15 protein-coding genes are annotated in these 17863 nt (G+C 70.4%); 4 read left to right on the forward strand and 11 right to left on the reverse strand.

Annotated features, from left to right (window positions below):
• Nucleotides 1-4 precede the first annotated feature (4 nt).
• From O3438_RS08580 to O3438_RS08610, 7 genes are all read right to left on the reverse strand, one after another.
• Nucleotides 5-1294 (reverse strand): ABC transporter substrate-binding protein, encoded by a 1290-nt coding sequence (locus O3438_RS08580; RefSeq protein ID WP_269679446.1) that lies wholly within the window; start codon nt 1292-1294, stop codon nt 5-7.
• 36 nt (nt 1295-1330) lie between these two features.
• Entirely contained in the window at nt 1331-2170 is an 840-nt protein-coding gene (locus O3438_RS08585; RefSeq protein ID WP_088989072.1) for a carbohydrate ABC transporter permease, read from the reverse strand.
• A 1-nt stretch (nt 2171) separates the two neighbouring features.
• Nucleotides 2172-3107: a carbohydrate ABC transporter permease gene (locus O3438_RS08590; RefSeq protein WP_269679447.1), complete on the reverse strand. Its 936-nt coding sequence runs from the start codon at nt 3105-3107 to the stop codon at nt 2172-2174.
• The gene (locus tag O3438_RS08595) at nt 3104-4204 is read right to left on the reverse strand and encodes a LacI family DNA-binding transcriptional regulator (protein WP_269679448.1); all 1101 of its coding nucleotides are present in this window, start codon (nt 4202-4204) and stop codon (nt 3104-3106) included. Before O3438_RS08595 ends, O3438_RS08590 begins: the two co-directional genes overlap by 4 nt.
• A 225-nt stretch (nt 4205-4429) precedes the next feature.
• Nucleotides 4430-6097, reverse strand: a complete 1668-nt coding sequence (locus tag O3438_RS08600; protein WP_269679449.1) for an ABC-F family ATP-binding cassette domain-containing protein — start codon at nt 6095-6097, stop codon at nt 4430-4432.
• A gap of 211 nt (nt 6098-6308) precedes the next feature.
• Entirely contained in the window at nt 6309-7046 is a 738-nt protein-coding gene (locus tag O3438_RS08605; protein ID WP_269679450.1) for an alpha/beta fold hydrolase, read from the reverse strand.
• The gene (locus O3438_RS08610; protein ID WP_269679451.1) at nt 7043-7663 is read right to left on the reverse strand and encodes a TetR/AcrR family transcriptional regulator; all 621 of its coding nucleotides are present in this window, start codon (nt 7661-7663) and stop codon (nt 7043-7045) included. Before O3438_RS08610 ends, O3438_RS08605 begins: the two co-directional genes overlap by 4 nt.
• Before the next feature lie 142 nt (nt 7664-7805).
• Between O3438_RS08610 and O3438_RS08615 the strand changes: the two genes are divergently transcribed.
• Nucleotides 7806-8909: an aldo/keto reductase gene (locus tag O3438_RS08615; RefSeq protein ID WP_269679452.1), complete on the forward strand. Its 1104-nt coding sequence runs from the start codon at nt 7806-7808 to the stop codon at nt 8907-8909.
• A 141-nt stretch (nt 8910-9050) separates the two neighbouring features.
• On the opposite strand, the gene O3438_RS08620 is transcribed toward O3438_RS08615, so the two are convergent.
• From O3438_RS08620 to O3438_RS08635, 4 genes are all read right to left on the reverse strand, one after another.
• The gene (locus O3438_RS08620) at nt 9051-10016 is read right to left on the reverse strand and encodes an alpha/beta hydrolase (RefSeq protein ID WP_269679453.1); all 966 of its coding nucleotides are present in this window, start codon (nt 10014-10016) and stop codon (nt 9051-9053) included.
• 75 nt (nt 10017-10091) lie between these two features.
• Nucleotides 10092-10988, reverse strand: coding sequence for an acetyltransferase (locus O3438_RS08625; protein WP_269679454.1), 897 nt, complete (start codon nt 10986-10988; stop codon nt 10092-10094).
• Nucleotides 10989-11145: 157 nt separating this feature from the next.
• Nucleotides 11146-12327, reverse strand: coding sequence for a low temperature requirement protein A (locus O3438_RS08630; protein ID WP_269679455.1), 1182 nt, complete (start codon nt 12325-12327; stop codon nt 11146-11148).
• Nucleotides 12328-12534: 207 nt separating this feature from the next.
• Nucleotides 12535-13563, reverse strand: a complete 1029-nt coding sequence (locus O3438_RS08635) for a hypothetical protein (RefSeq protein ID WP_269679456.1) — start codon at nt 13561-13563, stop codon at nt 12535-12537.
• Nucleotides 13564-13881: 318 nt separating this feature from the next.
• Here O3438_RS08635 and O3438_RS08640 point away from each other — a divergent pair, with 318 nt between their 5' ends.
• From O3438_RS08640 to O3438_RS08650, 3 genes are read left to right on the forward strand one after another with little or no spacing between them, the layout of a single operon-like run.
• A complete protein-coding gene (locus O3438_RS08640; protein ID WP_269679457.1) occupies nt 13882-14922 on the forward strand; it encodes a LacI family DNA-binding transcriptional regulator in 1041 nt (346 codons plus the stop codon).
• A gap of 20 nt (nt 14923-14942) precedes the next feature.
• A complete protein-coding gene (locus O3438_RS08645; protein WP_269683602.1) occupies nt 14943-16568 on the forward strand; it encodes an FAD-dependent oxidoreductase in 1626 nt (541 codons plus the stop codon).
• A gap of 12 nt (nt 16569-16580) precedes the next feature.
• A complete protein-coding gene (locus tag O3438_RS08650; RefSeq protein ID WP_269679458.1) occupies nt 16581-17855 on the forward strand; it encodes an ABC transporter substrate-binding protein in 1275 nt (424 codons plus the stop codon).
• Nucleotides 17856-17863: the final 8 nt, after the last annotated feature.

The raw sequence follows: 17863 nt of genomic DNA on the forward strand, positions 1-17863 counted from the left end.
GTCGTTACCTCGAAACCTGCTTGCCACCGTCGACCAACTGCGTACCGAGCTGATCGATGGTGATCTTGTTGGCGAAGTACTGCTGGAGGGCCGGGGTGGCGTACTTGGTCTTCCACTCCGGGTAGCCGTCGGCCTGCTGGAACGGGGCGACGGTCAGGTCCTTGGCGCTGGCCGCCGCGACGTCCCAGCCCTGCTTGCCGGCGGTCAGCTTGACCAGTTCCTCGTTGGCCTGCTTGCCGGTCGGCACCAGCCAGTCACCCTTGGCCAGCGCGGCCATGTTGGTCGGGTTCAGGAAGTACTCGAGGAACTGCGCGGCCTGCTTCTTGTGCTTGCTGTCCGCCGAGACGGACAGCGTCTGCGGGTTGGCGGCCTGCTTGGCGGAGAGTCCCTTGAGCGGCGGCAGCGTGACCCACTCGAAGCCGGCCGGCGCCTGCTCGACCATCTGCTGACGCAGCGACACCGAGCCGGGCAGCATCGCGTACTTGCCGCCGAAGAAACCGGGCAGCGTGTCCGCGCCGCTCATGCCGAGCGCCTCCGGGGAGGCCGACTTGGCGGTGTAGAGCATGTCGTGGATCCGCTTCGGGACCTCCTTCTCGCCGTCACCGACCTTGACCTCGGCACGCCGGCCGTCGCCGTAGAAGAATTTCCCGTCGTAGTTGAGCGCCAGGTTGAGCACCCGGTTGGTCGGCGACTTCAGCGCCCAGGCCGCGCCGTACTGGCCCGGCTTGGTGAGCTTCTGCGCGTTGGTCTGGAACTCGTCCCAGGTCCATCCGCTGTCGGCCGGCGGCACCGTGACACCAGCGGCGTCGAGCAGCTTCTTGTTGGCGATGACGACCTGCGACTCCAGCAGGAACGGCACGCCGGTGATCTTGCCGTCGACGGTGGCGGTGTCCCAGATGCCCTTGTCGATCTGCCCCTTCAGGTCGTCGGAGAGCAGGTCGGACAGGTCGGCCAGGTAGCCCTGCTTGCTGAACTCACCGATCGAGGACGCCTCGTAGTGCACGATGTCCGGCGCGTCGCCCCCCTCGAACGACGTGAGAAGCTGGTCGTGCACGGAGTTCCAGTCACCCTGGACGTACTCGACCTGGATGTCCGGGTGTTCGGCGTTCCACTTCGCGACGAGGTCCTTGTTGACCTGGAGCGACTCCTTCTGCCAGGCGAGGCTGAGGAAGCGCAGCTTAACCGGGCCGGACGCGGCCTCGTCGCCGCCGTCACCGCACGCGGTGAGCGCGCCGAGGCCGACGACCGCGACCGCGGCGGCCGCGGCGAGCCGACGGAATCGGGTACGGAGCATGGGGGTTACCTCCTTGGTGGTGGTTGGGGGGACGCCTCAGCCCTTGACCGCGCCCGCGAGCGACCCGGACGAGAGCCGACGCTGCATGAACGCGAAGAAGATGAGGCTGGGCAGTGTGGCGAGCAGTGAACCGGCGGCCAGTGGCCCCAGTCGGGCGGTGCCCTCGATGCCGACGAACCGGGCCAACGCCACCGGCAGGGTGGCCAACTCCGGGGTCTTGATCAGCACCAGCGCGAAGAAGAACTCGTTCCAGGCCGAGATGAAGGAGAACAGCGCGGTCGCGACCAGGCCCGGGGCGAGCAGCGGGAAGACCACCCGCCGCAGGACCTGCACCCGGCTCGCCCCGTCGACCGAGGCGGCCTCCTCCAACTCGCGCGGAATGTTGCGGACGAAGCCCTGCAACATCCACAGCGCGAACGGCAGCGCCCACACCACGTAGATCAGCACCAGGCCGGCGTGCGTGTTGGCCAGGCCGACCTGCCGCAGCACCAGGAAGATCGGGATGATCAGCAGCACGAACGGGAAGAGCTGGGACAGCAGCACCCAGCCCAGCGCGGCGGTGCCGAGCTTGGAGCGGAACCGGGCCAGCGCGTACGACGCCGGCATGGCGACCAGCACGGTCAGCACCGCCGAAGCGAGCGAGACCTGGAGGCTGTTGAGCGCCGCCCGGCCCAGCTCCTGCTCGGTGAAGGCCTGGACGAAGTTCTGCAGTGTCGGGTTGTCCGGGATCAACGTCGGGTGCAGCCGGACCAGCTCACGTGGCGGCTTGAACGCCGTGGAGAGCAACCAGACCAGCGGGAACCCGAGGAAGATCAGGTAGCCGGCGAGGGCCAGGTACTGCAACGTCCGGCTGGTGCGGCTCGGTTTTCCGAACATGTCAGTTCGCCTCCCTGAGCCGACGACGGAGATAGACGGCGAGCAGCGCGATGATGAGCACGACCATCACGTTGCCGAGCGCGGCGGCGTAGCCGTAGTTGCCGTAGCGGAACGCCTCCTCGTAGGCGAAGAGCATCGGCAGCATCGTCTTGCCGCCCGGTCCGCCGGCGGTCAGCACGTAGACAAGACCGAACGAGTTGAAGTTCCAGATGAAGTCCAGCGAGGTGATGGCCACGATCACCGGCGCCAGGGTGGGCAGCGTGACGTGCCGGAACCGGTGCCAGGTGCTGGCGCCGTCCACCGCCGCCGCCTCGTGCAGCTCACGACCCACGCCCTGTAGGCCGGCGAGCAGGACGACAGTGGTCTGCGGCATGCCCGCCCAGACCCCGACGATGATCACCGCAGGGAGGGCGGTGCTGAAGTCGCCGAGCCAGTTGGTACGCAGCCCGTCCGCGCCGACGCGGTGGAAGAACTCGTTGATCAGCCCGGCGTCGGGGTGGTAGACGAGCTTCCAGAGGATGCCGACCACGACCGGAGGCATCGCCCACGGCACCACGGCCAGCACCCGGGCCACGCCGCGGAACCGCAACTGCTGGTTGAGCAGCAGGGCCAGCCCGAGGGCGAGCAGGAACTGCAGGACCGTCACCCCGACCGCCCAGAGCAGGCCGATCTTGAACGAGTTCCAGAACAGTTCGTCGCCCAGGAGTTCGCGGTAGTTGGCGAGGCCGGTGAAGCTGACCTCGACGTTGCGCCCGGCCCGGGCGTCGGTGAAGCCGAGGTAGATGCCCCGCAGCAGCGGAAACACCGAGAGCACCAAAATCGGCAGCAGCGACGGTAGGAGAAGGAGGTAGATGGTGGTGCGGTCGGACCGGAACCGGTTCGGCCGGCGGGCCGGTCCGGTCCGCTCGACGTCCGGCCGTTCGGTCAGGGTGGTCATGCGGTCACCCCTTCGCTGGACGGGTGGGTGGTCGGTGGGGAGCCCGCTGCGGCGGACCGGGGTGCCGGCAGCGTCGCCGCGCTGGACGCGCGGACGGTGAGGCTCGGCGGCACCTGCTCGCGGCGCGGCGGCAGGGTCGCGTCGGCGACGCGTTGCAGGAGGAGTTCGGCGGCACGGCGACCTCGTTCGGCCGAGCCGAGCGAGACGCTGGAAAGCTGGGGGAACATCATCCGGGCCAGTTCGGTGTCGTCCATGCCGACCACTGCGACGTCCTGCGGTACCCGACGACCGGCGGCCAGCAGGGCGTGCAGTGCACCGACCGCAATCAGGTCGTTGGCACACACCAGCGCGTCCGGGTCGGTGCGGGCGAGAAGCCGCTCGGTGGCGGACCGGCCGGCCACGTACTGGAAGTCGCCGACCTCGACCAGTTCCTCGTCGAGCGCGATGCCGTGTCGGGCCACCGCGGCCCGGAACCCGGCGTCGCGCGCGGCGCCCGGGACGGTGTCGAGCGGACCGTTGACGAAGCCGATCCGACGCCGGCCGGTGGCGACGAGATGGTCCACGGCCAGCGCCACACCCTGCCGTGAGTCGGTACGTACGTTGTCCACGGGGGCGTCCGCGCCGAGCTGTCCGACGACCACCACCGGCACCGGGCTGTCCACCAGCGCGGTCAGGTGGTCGTCGGTGACCCGGATCGGCGAGACGATCATCCCGTCCACGTAGCGGTTGGCCAGCCGCCGCAGCAGGGCGGTCTCGTTGTCGATCCGCCCGCCGGTGGCGTGCACCAGCAACTGCCGCCCGGAGGACGCGACCACCGCCTCGATGGCGCGCATCATCTCCACGTACACCGGGTTGCCGATGTCCTCGACCGCGAGCGCGACCAGGCCGGTGCGCTGGGACTGCAACGAACGGGCGATCGCGTTGGGCACGTAGCCCACCTCCGCGGCCGCCTCGCGGACCTTGCGGATCGTCTCGGGGCTACCGCCGACGCCGTTGAGCACCCGCGAGGCGGACGCGATGGACACGCCGGCGCGGGCGGCAACGGTGTGCACCGTGGGCCGGCCGTCAGCCGGTTCCTGTAAACGTTTACGACCCACGTCCGGCACCTCCACCCGATAGCTGTAAACGTTTCCGGGGAGTCTGCTCCGCGAATGGCGGAGAGGTCAACCCCCCGTTACGAAAACGTTTCCAACCCCCCCCGACCAGCAAACCCACCCCACCCCAGCTCCCACCCCCACCTCACGCCCCCCACCCCCGCCCAGCTCCGGTGATCAAGAGGTTTGCGTCACGACACGCCGGGCCGGGTGACGCAAACCTCTTGATCACCGAGGCGGGAGGGAGGACGAGCTGGGTGGGGGCGGGTTGGGGGTCAGGGGCAGTTCTCGGCCGGGCCAGCGGGCGCGGAGTCGCCGGTCGTGGCTCGCCACGACGACAGCGCCCGGGCCGGTGTGCAGGGCCTCCTCCAACTCGTCACAGAGCGCCGGCGAGAGGTGGTTGGTCGGCTCGTCCAGCAGAAGCAGATCCGGCGGATCGGCCACGAGCACGGCGAGGGCGAGCCGGCGACGCTGTCCCACCGACAGGTCGGCGACGGGTCGATCGAGATCCGCCGACGCGAGCAGCCCGAGTGACGACAGCGGCACCACCTCGGCCCGTTCCGCTCCGACGACAGCGGCGTAGATGCTCCGGGCCGTCCGATGTGGCTGGTCGAAGACGGTGTCCTGGGTGAGCAGCCCGACGCGCAGGCCCGGCCGTCGGTGAACGGTTCCGCTGCCGTACAGCCGGCCGGCGAGGACGGCGAGCAGAGTCGACTTTCCCGCACCGTTCGGACCGCTGACCACCAGTCGGTCGTCGGCCGTCACGACGAGGTGGTCCAGCCGCAGCCGACCGGGGACCTCCACCATCCGAACCGTGACGACCGGTTCGTCGCCGACACCACCGGCGGGCGCAGACGGAGTCGCAGGAGGGCGGAAGCGCAACGGCTCCGGTGGCGCGGCGACCTGCTGCCGTTCCAATACCTCCAGGCGACGGGAGGCGTCCCGCACCCGGCGGGAGATCTGGTTCTGCACCCGGCCGGCGGTGTGCCCGTACCCCATCTTCTCGGTGTCGCGGGGAGCCCGCCCGTGGGCGACGCGCTGCCCGGTCACGGCGGCGGCCTCGCGCAGTTCGGCGAGCTGCGCCTGCTCCTCGTCGTAGCGTCGACGCCAGCGTTGCGCCTCGGCCCGCTTGGCGGTCAGGTAGGCGGTGTATCCGCCGCCGTGCCGGACCGGCCCGTCGACCGCCGGGTCCAGGTCGACGACGTCGGTGCAGACCGCGTCCAGGAACGCGCGGTCGTGACTGGCCAGGACGACCACCCCGGGCATGGCCCGGAGCTGGTCCTCGCAGAACGCGGCCGCCGCGTCGTCGAGGTGGTTGGTGGGCTCGTCGAGCAGGAGCGCGCCCGGTCGGCGGATCAGCATCGCCGCGAGGGCGAGGCGACCACGTTGCCCACCGGAGAGCGCGGCGAGCGTGCGGTCGTGGGGTATCGCGCCGAGGCCGAGGCCGTCGAGCACGGTCCGGGCACGCCGGTCGGCGTCCCACGCGTCGCGGTCCTGCGCCCGTTCCAGAACCTCGCCGTACGCGGCCAGCAGCCGGTCGTGCTCCTCGGCGTCCTCCGGCGCGGTGGCGAGTGCGGTGCCGATCCGGTCCAGCTCGGCGAGGTCCGCTCGGGCTTCGCGCAGCGCGTCGTCGAGGACCGTGGCGATGGTCGCGGACGGGGTGAAGGGCATCTCCTGGTGCAGGAAACCGACGTCCGGCGGGCGGGTGACGGTGCCGGCGTCGGGTTCGTCGACGCCGGCGAGGACCCGCAGCAGGGTCGTCTTGCCGGTGCCGTTCTCACCGATCAGGCCGATCCGGTGGCCGGGCGCGGCGGTCAGGGAGACACCGTCGAGCACTCGACGGGTACCGCGGACGCGCACCAGCTCATGGGCGACGAGGGCTGGTCGAACAGACATGGGGACCTCGGGGAAGGGAGATCCGGGCGCACACTGGTGGCCCGGCGGGAGCAGGGCATGACGACGGAGGCCGCGGCGACTACGGCGCGATCACGCGCCCGTCGGCGGCCGGTCCGGGTTCTCACCCGGAGATGTCGTCGTCACCTGCCACGCCTGCTCCGATCTCCGCAATTCGGCCGCCAGGATAGCCGGCCACGCCCGACGCCGCCCCTCAGCCGGTGGTCAGCAGTCGGGCGATCGTCGCCGGTTCCGCCAGGTGCGGGAAGTGGCTACCGGGCAGCACTGTCACCTCGATCTCCGGCAGGGCTTCGGTCAGCCAGGCCAGGTAGCGGGCCGGCGGCTCGGACGAGGTCACCCAGCGGTACGGGATCTTCCGCTCGCCGATCGATCGCAGATCCCGGGACCGCTCGGCGGCGATGCCCTCGTCGGACCCGTGCAGAATCTCACCCCAGTAGCCCAGCAGCAGGTCCGGTCGAGGATCGGTAGCGGTGGTCACGATCTCGCGCGCCTCGGCCGGCAACGACTCGATGCCCATCCCGGCCAACATGCGGTCCCACACCTGCCGCCACTCCGGGCCGCGCAGTGTCGGCTCGGCCTGGCGTACGGCGACACCGAACGGGCCGGGCAGCAGGATCTGGTCCAGGTTCACCACGCCACGCACCGGATGACGCGCCGCGTAGGTCGTGGCGACCACCGCGCCGACGGAATGCCCCACCACGATCGGCGTGGCGAGACCCGCCTCGGCCACCTGGGCGTGCACGACCTCGGCGACCTCGGCCATCCGGTAGGACGCCCGCCGGGGTGAGTCGCCGTGGCCGGGCAGGTCGAGGGCAAGCACCTGCCGCTCAGGATCGATCGCCGCGAGCTCGCGCCGCACCGGACCCCACTGCCGCTTGTCGTATGTGAGGCCGTGCAGCAGGACCAACGGTGGTCGGTTGTCGCCGTTCACTGGTGTGCCTTCCGGTCATCGCGGCGGCTTGTGCGCAGCGAGTCGATGGTGAGGTCGAGGGCCGCCTCCAGGTGGTCGATCTTGCCGGTGGAGAGCAGCAGCAGTACGCCGCCCTGGATGCCGGCCAACAGCGCCGCCGCCGCGCGGTCGGCGTCCACCTCGGGGGCAATGTCGCCGGTCAACTGCATGTGCCGCACGCCTTCGGCGATCTTGTCCTGCCACCGCCACATGAGCCCTGTGACGATCGCCTGTGCTCCCGGAGCGCGCCGGCCGGTCTGACCGAGCAGTCCGTTGAGCGGACATTTGACGCCCTGGGCGAGGTAGCGCTCGATGAGGCGGTCGCGCCACGCCATCCAGTTCGGCCAGGACGTCAGGTTGCTGAGCATCGGCTCCTGGTCGGTGAGCACCTGGTCGGCCTCGTGCTGGGCCACCGCGAGCAGCAATTCCTCCTTCCCGTCCGGGAAGTAGTGGAAGAGTTGGCCCTTGCTGGTGCCGGTGTGCGCCATCACATCCTCGAGGCGTACCTCGTCGACACCGCGCTCGCGGATCTCCGCGGCCGCGCCGGCGACGATCCGTGCCCGGGTCGCCTCCCCTTTGCGGGTCAACGCACGTGTCATAAGACCTCCGTCACCAGCATCCACCCCGACTTGCCGGCTCCAACCCTAACCACAGGTTTGGACTTGCAGGTCCATTTTTGCCGAGCAAAGGTCTGGCAAGCGGTCCGATCGGAGGCCGACACATGATCGGAAGGGCACCACGATGAACCACTACTACCTGCTCGGACGGTCGGGTCTGCGGGTCAGCCGGCTGGCGCTGGGCACCATGAACTTCGGCGTCGACGGGTTCCACGCCGCCTACGGCAAGACCGAGCAGGAGTCGGAGCCGATCTTCCGCCGGTATCTGGAGTCGGGCGGGAACTTCATCGACACGGCGGACTTCTACACCGCCGGGGAGAGCGAGAAGATCCTCGGCCGGCTGATCGACCGGGCCGGTGTCCGTGACCGACTCGTGCTGACCAGCAAGTTCACCAACACCGTCGACCCGAGCGACCCGAACGCCAGCGGCAACGGCCGTAAGCACATCATGCGGGCCGTGGAGGCGTCGCTGAGCCGGCTCGGCACCGACTACCTCGACCTGTACCTGCTGCACACCTGGGACCGGATCACCCCGATCGAGGAGGTCGTGCACACGCTCGACGACCTGGTCCGCGCCGGCAAGATCCGCTACGCCGGCCTCTCCGACGTACCGGCCTGGTACGCGGCCCGCGCGCAGACCTACGCCGAGGCGCACGGACTGGCCCCGCTGATCAACCTGCAACTGCCGTACTCCCTGGTGAGTCGGGGCATCGAGGCGGAGTTCGTGTCGATGGCGCAGAACGTGGGCATGGGGCTCACCGCGTGGAGCCCGATCGCCGGCGGCCTGCTCACCGGCAAGTACCGGCGCAGCGGCGAGGGCCTGAGCGGGACCGGCCGACTGACCACCCCCAACGCCGGGGGACGGGAGATCAGCCCCCGCGACTGGCAGGTCATCGACGCCCTGGAGAGCGTGTCCGCCGAGCTGGGCCGCAGCATGGCCCAAGTCGCGATCAACTGGGTTGCCACCCAACCCTCCGTCGCCTCGGTGATCATCGGGGCGAGCAGCGCCGAACAGGTCAGCAGCAACTTCGAGGCGCTCGACTTCGAGATCCCGGCCGACGCCCGTCGCCGGCTCGACGAGGCCAGCGCACCGCAGCTCGACCTGCCCTACATGATGTTCACCCCGCAGTACCAGTCCTGGGTGGTCAGCCCCGGCCTGGCCATCGGCGACAAGCCGGCCGGCTACGCCCCGCCGGTGCTCAACGCCGCCGCCCAGCCCGCCGAGTGACGTGCCGTTGAGCGGTATACCTCAGCGTCATAAATATGACGCTGAGGTATACCGCTCGTTGGCGCATCCGCCCCCGGGCCGCCGGCCAAGCCAGAGCCAGGCCCACGCACCCCGATCACTGCGACCGCTCCGGCGACGGCGTCACCGACCGAGCGGCACGTCCGTCGCCGAAGCCGTCGCGCCTTCGTAGAGCGCGACGTACCGCCGCCGCCACTCGTCCCCGTCGGCACCGAGGTTGAGGGTGTTGTGTGCGACGCCCAGCGTCTCGGGCAGGGTGCAGACCCGCAGCGGCACCGCGTTCGCGTCGGCGATGCGGCGCGGCACGTCGACTGCCGCTTCGAGGTCCACCACGCCGTCGAGCGGGCTGATCACCACCGCCACGTTTTGCAAGCCGGTGCGTCGAGGCGGGCACGGCAGGGTGCGGGCGATCGACAGGTACTGGGTGACGGCGGCGAGGGAGTACCCGCGCGACGTGACCCGGTCCCGCAGGACGCGACGCCCGTACAGCAGGATGAGGGGTCTGACCGCGTAGGCCGGCGCCTGTCGCGGATTCGGACCGAAGAACGGCGACAGCACCAGCAGGCGGCGTACGGCCGCGCCGGGCACCTGGGCCAGCCAGGTGGCGAGCACGGCACCGCCGGATATCCCCACGACGCCGACCTCGTCGCCCAGGGCCGCCGCGATCGCCCATGCCTGCGCGGCGTACGCCGTCAGCTCCTCGGCCTCGACCCGGTGGTGGGCCTGCCGGTCGACGGTTCCGTGCTGCGGGGCCCGCGGCACCCAGACGTTGTAGCCACTGTCGAAGAACTCCTGGGCCAGTTCGTCGTACTGCTCCGGCGCGAGGGTGTATCCGTGCAGGAGCAGGACGGCCCGGTCGGTACGGGAACCGTGGCTGAGTAGACGGCTTCGCGACTCCGGCCGGATCTGCGGGTCCGTGGTCTCGTCCGCGACGTGGGCCTCGGCGGCACGGACGGCGGTGTCGAAGTCGAGTGGTTGCGCGGGCGCGAGGCGGCGGCCAGGACGACGTACCGGCCAGAGCCAGAGGCCGGCGACGGCCGCCACGACCAGCGCCAGTCCGCCGACGACGAACGCGATGGTCTCCGGCATGGGCAGATGGTGGCACCGACGGCGGTCGTCGCCGGCTGAGGGGTGCGCCCCGGTGACAGGGCGCACCCCGCCCGGCTATACGGAGGAGGTGGGCGGTGCGAAGGTCACCCGGGTGCGCAGCTGCCGGAACCCGGTCCGTTCCAGCTCCGCCAGCACCGCCACCCGGTGCGCCTCGACGTCGGCGATGACCTCCCGGGCGCCTCCCGCGACGAGCACCCGGACCGCCTCGGCCAGCAGTTCGGGCCGGGCCGCCTCGTCGAGCAGGCCGAGATAGGCGAGCAGCGGGTAGCAGGCGTCCCCGGCGGTGCCGACCAGGCCCACCGGTCGGCCAGCCTCCGACGCGACCCGCCATCCCCGCACCGCGTCCCCCAACCAACCGAGGGGGTCGGTGGCCAGGTCGATGCCGCTGACCACCCGTGCGATCTCGACGCCGGTCACCACGTCCGGCTCGGCGATCCGGGCGACCAGGGCGTTGATCTCCGCCGCGTCGGCGGGGCTACGGAAGTCGTAGCACCCGGAGGACGCCGGCAGCGGTGTGCCGGCCCAGGAGCACCGGATCCGTTCCCCCCGCTCGACCAGCCCGGCGAGCTGGGCGGCGGCCATCGGTGCCCGCACCACGGCCAGCACCTCGGGCCGACGCCGCCAGTGCGCCGGCAGTGCGGCGTAGTACAGACCGGGACCTCCGAGCGCCTCGTGGGCGGCGCGCAGCAGCGCGGCGCCCACCTCCGGCTCGGCGTCCAGATCGAACCGGTCCAGCCAGGGGGCGCCGATGGCGCCCGGTGGGAGGAGCCAGGCGGCTCGGCCGACCACCCGGTCGGCGCGCAGTGCGACCCAGGTGGTCTCGGGCCGGTAGCCGCCGCCGGCGACTCCGTCGGCGTAGGCGACCTGGCGGAGCTGTGGCAGCGGGTCGGGCATGGAGTCGAACACGTGTTCCTCGCCCGCGACGAGCGGACGGATGACCAGATCTGTCATGGCGTGGTCCTTCGGGAAGCGAACGCCCCGGGTCAGATCCGCGCGGACGCCGGAGCGCGGAGGGGGCGCAGAACATCGGACATTGTTCTGACCTCCTCCCGGCTCGACGGCGTGCCGACGACCCTACGCGTGACGGTCGACGGCCCGCAAGGGAGCGTCACAGTGTCGGGTTGGTCTCCGCCCGACGGTGGTGGGCTCGCTGGTCGAAGACGGTGATGCCGGCCAGGATCACCGCCACGCTGACCGCGACGGCCACCGGTGGGAGCAGCACCATGGGTAGCGCCCCCAGGATCAGCGCCGCCACGCCGAGATACAACGCCCGGCAGCGCGGCGCGGTGCGGCTCTCCTCCTCCAGGAAGCTGCGCCCGATCAGGAACAGCACCGGGCCACCGAAGACGATGACCACCAGGGCCCAGTCGATCGGCGGGTGGGGGTCCTCGATGATCTGCCCGAAGCCGACGGCGGTGCAGATGATGCCACCGACGATGAGCAGCAGGCTGTAGCTCGCCCACCGGGACAGGTTGATCCCCTCCCCGCTGGAGGTCGAGGCGGGACCGGACCCGACGTGGTAGAAGTAGATCCGCCAGAACGCGACGACCGTCACGAACGAGGCGACGAGGGTGATGGTCCCGTCTCGGGAGAAGCCCGGGAAGCTGACCGCGGCACCGGCTTCGAGCACCACCTCGGCGAGCGCGATCATGAAGAACTGGTTGTAGCGCTCGGCGAGATGCGTCTGCGAGACGACGACGCCCAGGGAGTTGAGCTGCCGCCCGCCCACCCGGGGCAGAGGGTAGGTGATGGCGGCGCCGATCAACTCGATGGCGAGCGCGATGGTCCAGAAGACGCCCCGACCGAGACCGCCGCTGATGCCGCCGCTGATCCAGAGCACGCCGGACGCCGTGTGCCAGGTCAGGATCCGGATCGAGAATCCCTGCACCGGGTGACCCCGTAGGGCGAACGCGAGGAAGAGCGGTCGACCGACCTGGATGATCACGTAGGTGACGGAGAAGACGACGCCGCGTTGCCCGAATGCCTGCGGCAGGGAGACCGCCAGCACCAGCGTGCCGAACATCGTCGCCAGCAGGAATGCCTGGAGTTCGGGACGGCGAGGGTCGTAGGTGCTGGACAGAAGCGCGTTGAGCGACCAGATCATCCACATCGCCGTGAAGAACAGGACGGTCTGGCCCGCCTCCGACAGCAACGTGTGCCGGACGATGGTGAGGTCGTCCGCGACCCGCCCGGCGAGGCGGGCGAGCGCGAAGACGTAGACGATGTCGAACAGCAGTTCCAGGACCGTCGCCGAGTTCGGGCTCCGGGTGTCCCCGAGGCCCCGGAACACGCCACTCGTCGACACGGACGGCGGGACCGCTCAGCCGGCCAGAGCCGCCGACACGGGCACACCGAGGTGACGACGGTGCTCGGTGAATCGCCCCGCTGACATGGCTCCCGGGCCTCCCCACCGACCGATCCCACCTGACCACTGTGAGCATCTTATCGGTTTTGGCCCGGTACGGGCCTTATAGCCGAATAGCTGGGCGAAGTGCGGTCAGACCGCTCGGGCGACGCAGATCCTGGCGCCCAGGCGCGGACCCGCCTCGTAGATCATGTAGCTCACGCCGCCGTCGGTGCCGAAGCTCGGCGACGCGACCCGACCGTTGTCGGAGGCGATCGGACTGTGGAACACCCCGAGGTGCACCTCCCGGTCGAAGGCGTTGCCGACCTCGGTGAGGTGCATCCGCCCGTCGCCGCCGTGGTAGACGACGTACGCAGTGCCGTTGCGGGTGAGCAGATGCGGCGCGGAGATGTCGCTGAGCCCGTCGCCCGCCGGTGAGATCAGCGGCTCGGGCGCGAACTGCCACTGGTCCCAACCGTTCGGCGACCACCCCCAGAAGATCTTCCGGGTGCCGGGCCGGACGGTGTGCGCTCCCATGTAGAGCATCACGTACTTGTTGTCCAACCCGGTCACCCGGTGCTCGAACACCCGGGCGTACGAGGTCTCGGTCGTGTTCGGCACGAGCCTGGTGCTCAGGATCGGCGTCTCGTCACCGAAGGTGATGCCGTCTCGGGAACGGGCCACCCGGGTGGTGGTGTTCTCGCCGTGGAAGTAGAGGAAGAACTCCCTGCTGGAGGCGTTCCAGACGACGTGCGGCGACGAGACGTGGCTGACCGTCGTGGTCGGTAGCACCCGGTCGACGATGGGGTTGCCGGGGTGCTCGGTATACGGGCCTTCGAGCCGGTCGGCGTAGGCGAGGCAGATCCCGCCGGGCGAGTCGTGTGGGGCGTAGTAGAGGTAGTAGCGCCCTTTCGCGCCGCTGATCTTGTCGTAGACCCCGCGTACGCAGGGGAAGATCGTCTCGCCGGTGGGGTTGTAGGCCAGCGGGCGGTCGAACGCGTCGCGGACGTACCGGTAGCTGGGGAAACCGGCCGGGCCCGCGAGGGCCGGCGCGCCCGGCAGCAGTGCACCGACGCCGCCTGCGGCGGAGGCCGCGCCGAGCAGGGCCGCGCCGCGCAACAGCCCACGCCGGCTGAGCTCGGTGGGCCGACCGTCGGACGGATCAGGGTACGCGTGTGCCATCTGGTTCTCCGATCGTGAGGGGACGCTCGTCGACCGCGGAGCGTGGGTGGGTGGCGATGCGGCAGCACGGAGACACGGACGAGGGCGCAGCCAGCGTCACTGTCGGTGAGATCGCTGCCGGACCGGCGAACCCTGTCGTCATCGACGAGTCTGGTGGCGTCCGCAGTCGACCGTCAAGGTGCTAATACGAATTATCGAGCGGGATTCGGCTGCCGAATTTCTGCGCCCGAGGGGCTTGACGACGGCGACGGGTGGGCCGCACCATTTCACCTCACCGACGCTAATGCGTATTACCTCGGTAACGATTGGACACAGAACGTGACTGGTTCGCGCAGGCGAGTCACCCAGCACGACATCGCCCGGATGACCGGCGTCAGCCAGGCGACCGTCTCGCTGGTGCTCAACGGCCGCGACGACGGCAACGTCAGGATCGCCCCGGAAACCCGGGAGCGGGTGCTGCACGCCATCCGCACCACCGGTTACGTCGCCGACCCGGTCGCCCGTCGTCTCGCGGCACGGCACAACCGCATCCTCGGCGTGTTCACCTACGAACCGGTCTTCCCGACCGGCACCGGGGACTTCTACCACCCGTTCCTGGTCGGCATCGAGGAGTGCGCCGAACGGCTCGGCTGTGACCTGCTGCTGCTCACCAGCGCCCCGGTGTCGGGCGGCCGACGCCGGATCTTCCACGACGACAACCGGCTCCGCCTCGCCGACGGCTGCGTCCTGCTCGGTCGGTCGCTGGACCGTGACGAGTTGACCCGGCTGGTCACCGAAGGCCAGCCGTTCGTCTCGGTCGGCCGTCGCGACGACGCGGGCGGGCCGGTGCCGTACGTCGGCGCCGACTACCCCACCGCCACCGCCACAGTGGTCCGCCGGGCGCTGGCCGCGGGTCACACCGCGCTGGCGTACCTGGGACAGGGCGCCGGCCCCGAGTCGCACGCCGACCGCATGCGCGGCTTCCGCACCGCGCTCGACGAGGCCGGACACACACCGCGGCATCTTCCGACCACCGACCGCTCCCCCGCCGAGTTGCTCGACGCCCTGCTCGCGGCAGGTGTCACCGCGGCGGTCGTCGAGGAGTACGCCGACGGCGTGGCCATCGCCCAACTCGCCCGCGAACGCGGCCTGGACGTCCCGGGCGACCTGTCCATCCTGGCGCTCGGCGACCCCACCCGACCGGCCAGCACGGACATCGACTTCACCGGCTTCCGCATCCCCCGCCGGGAGATGGGGTGGCAGGCCGTCGAGGTGCTGACCGGGCTACTGGAGGCGGACCCGGACACCGCGCCCCAGCGGCTGGTGCCCTGCCAACCCGTCGACGGCGCCACCCTCGCGCCGCCGAAGGTGACCCCGTGAAAGGACAGCTCTTGCCAGACATGCAGGCCGAAGTACTGATCGTCGGTGGTGGACTCGGCGGCGTCGCGGCAGCTCTCGCCGCGCTGCGCGCCGGCCGTTCGGTGGTGCTCACCGAGGAGTACGACTGGCTCGGCGGTCAGCTCACCAGCCAGGCCGTACCCCCCGACGAGCACTCCTGGGTCGAACAGTTCGGTGTCACCGCCAGCTACCGGAGGCTGCGCGACGGCATCCGGGACTACTACCGCGCCTACTACCCGCTCACCGACCGGGCCCGCCAGGCCACCGCGCTGAACCCGGGGGCCGGGCACGTCAGCCGGCTCTGTCACGAGCCACGCGTCGCGGTGGCGGTGCTGGAGGCGATGCTCGCGCCGTACCGGGGCGCCGGTCGGTTGCGGCTGCTCCAGCCGTACCTGCCGGTGGCCGCCGACACCGACGGCGACCGGGTGACCGGGGTGACGCTGGCACACCGGGACAACGGCGAACACGTGCACGTCGTCGCGCCGTACGTGCTGGACGCCACCGAGACCGGCGAGCTGTTGCCGTTGACCGGCACCGAGTACGTCACCGGCTTCGAGTCGTGCGGCGAGACCGGCGAGCCGAGCGCGCCGGACGAGGCGCAGCCCACGAACATGCAGGCGTTCTCGGTGTGTTTCGCTGTCGACCACGTCGACGGCGACCACACCATCGACCGGCCGGCCCGGTACGACTTCTGGCGGGCGTACCAGCCGCCGTACTGGGGCGACCGGATGCTGTCCTTCCGATCCCCCAACCCGCGCACCCTGGAGATATCCGAGCGCAGCTTCACCCCCAACCCGGACGACGACCCGTGGTTGGTGATGGCCGACCAACGGCTGAGCCCGGGCGACGGGAACCTGTGGACGTTCCGTCGGATCGCCGCTCGGCGCAACTTCCTGCCGGGCAGCTACGACAGCGACATCTGCCTGGTCAACTGGCCGATGATCGACTATTTCGAGCAGCCGCTGATCGACGTGCCCGACCCCGCTCACCACGTCGCGGCAGCCCGCGAGCTCTCCCTGTCGGTGCTCTACTGGCTGCAGACCGAAGCGCCCCGCGCCGACGGGGGCACCGGTTTCCCCGGGCTGCGTCTGCGGGGCGACGTCACCGGCACCGGCGGCATCAGCACCGGCGGCGACGTCACCCACAGCGGTCTGGCCCAGGCCCCGTACATCCGTGAGGCGCGACGCATCCGCGCCGAGTACACGGTCGTCGAGCAGGACCTCTCTCTGGCGGTACGCGGCGACAAGGGCGCGGTCAGCTACCCGGACGCGGTGGGCGTCGGCATGTACCGCATCGACCTGCACCCGTCCACGGGTGGGGACAACTACGTCGACGTGGCCTCGTGTCCCTTCGAGATCCCGCTCGGCGCCCTGATCCCCCGGCGGGTGGAGAACCTGCTGCCCGCCGGGAAGAACATCGGCACCACCCACATCACCAACGGTTCGTACCGCCTGCACCCGGTGGAGTGGAACGTCGGCGAGGTCGCCGGTCTGCTCGCGGACTTCTGCCTGGCCCGCCGGGTCACTCCCCGCGCGGTGCGCTACACCCCCGGCCTGCTGGCCGACTTCCAGAACCGCCTCGCCGACGAGGGCGTCGAGCTGCGCTGGCCCGACATCGCCGGCTACTGAGGGAGAACCCTGATGAGGAAACGGTTGACGGCCGTCGTCGCGCTCGCCGCGATGCTCGGCCTGAGCGCGTGCGGCGGCGGCGACAGTGCCGGCTCCGACGGCCCGGTCTCGCTGCGGATGACCACCTGGTCGGCGAACGAGGCACACCTGAAGCTGTTCAACGAGATCGCCGCGGAGTACCGGAGCAGCCACCCGAACGTCAAGGAAATCACGTTCGACCCGATCCCGTTCGAGGGCTACACCACCACACTGACCACCCAGATCGCCGGCGGGAACCCGCCAGACCTGGCCTGGGTCCTGGAGAACGCGGCTCCCGACTTCGTCTCCTCGGGCGCGCTGCTGCCGCTGGACGACACCCTGCGCGCCACCGACGGGTACGCCTTCGACGAGCTGGCGCCGGCCGCGACGAAGCTGTGGCAGTCCGACGGGAAGCTCTACGGGTACCCCTTCTCCACCTCGCCGTTCGGCATCTTCGTCAACACCGACCTGGTCAAGGCCGCCGGCGCGAAGAGCCCGGCCGAGCTGATCGCCGCCAACTCGTGGACCTGGGAGAACGCCGTGACCACCGCCTCGGCGGTGGCGGCGAAAACCGGCAAGGCAGGCCTGGTGGTACGCGATTTCGACTACAAGGGTTGGGACAACCTCTCCACCATCTGGACCGGTTGGGGTGCCCAGGCGTGGAGCGCGGACGGGAAGACCTGCGGCTTCAACGCCGGCGAGATGGTCGACGCGATGACCTTCCTGCACAAGGCGATCTTCACCGCCAAGGCACTGCCCGGCCCGGGTACCGCCGCCGACTTCTTCGCCGGCGAGGCCGGCATGACGATCACCCAGATCTCCCGGGCCTCGCTGCTGGAGAAGCAGAAGTTCGGTTGGGACCTGGTGCCGTTGCCGGCCGGCCCGAAGGGTGACTACTCGGTGATCGGCCAGGGTGGCATGGGCGTGTTGAAGAAGGGCAAGAACGCCAAGGTCGCCGCCGACTTCCTGGCCTTCCTCACCAACCCCGCCAACTCCGCCAAGCTGGCGCAGTTCTTCCCGCCGCCGCGTACCCCGCTGCTGACCGCCGCGACCCTGGCCAAGACCAATCCCCTGCTCAAGCCGGAGCAGTTGCAGAGCGTGGTCATCGACGGGATCGCAGGCGGCGTGGTGAAGCCCAACCACACCGGCCAGGCCGAGCTGAGCCAGGCCGTACGGTCGGCGCTGGACCCGATGTGGAAGCCCGACGCGGACGTGCGGGCCGTCCTCGACGGGGTCTGCTCGGCGATCAACCCGCTGTTGGCGAAGTAGGGGATCAG

This window comes from Micromonospora sp. WMMC250 (genome assembly GCF_027460215.1).
Classification (GTDB): domain Bacteria; phylum Actinomycetota; class Actinomycetes; order Mycobacteriales; family Micromonosporaceae; genus Micromonospora; species Micromonospora taraxaci.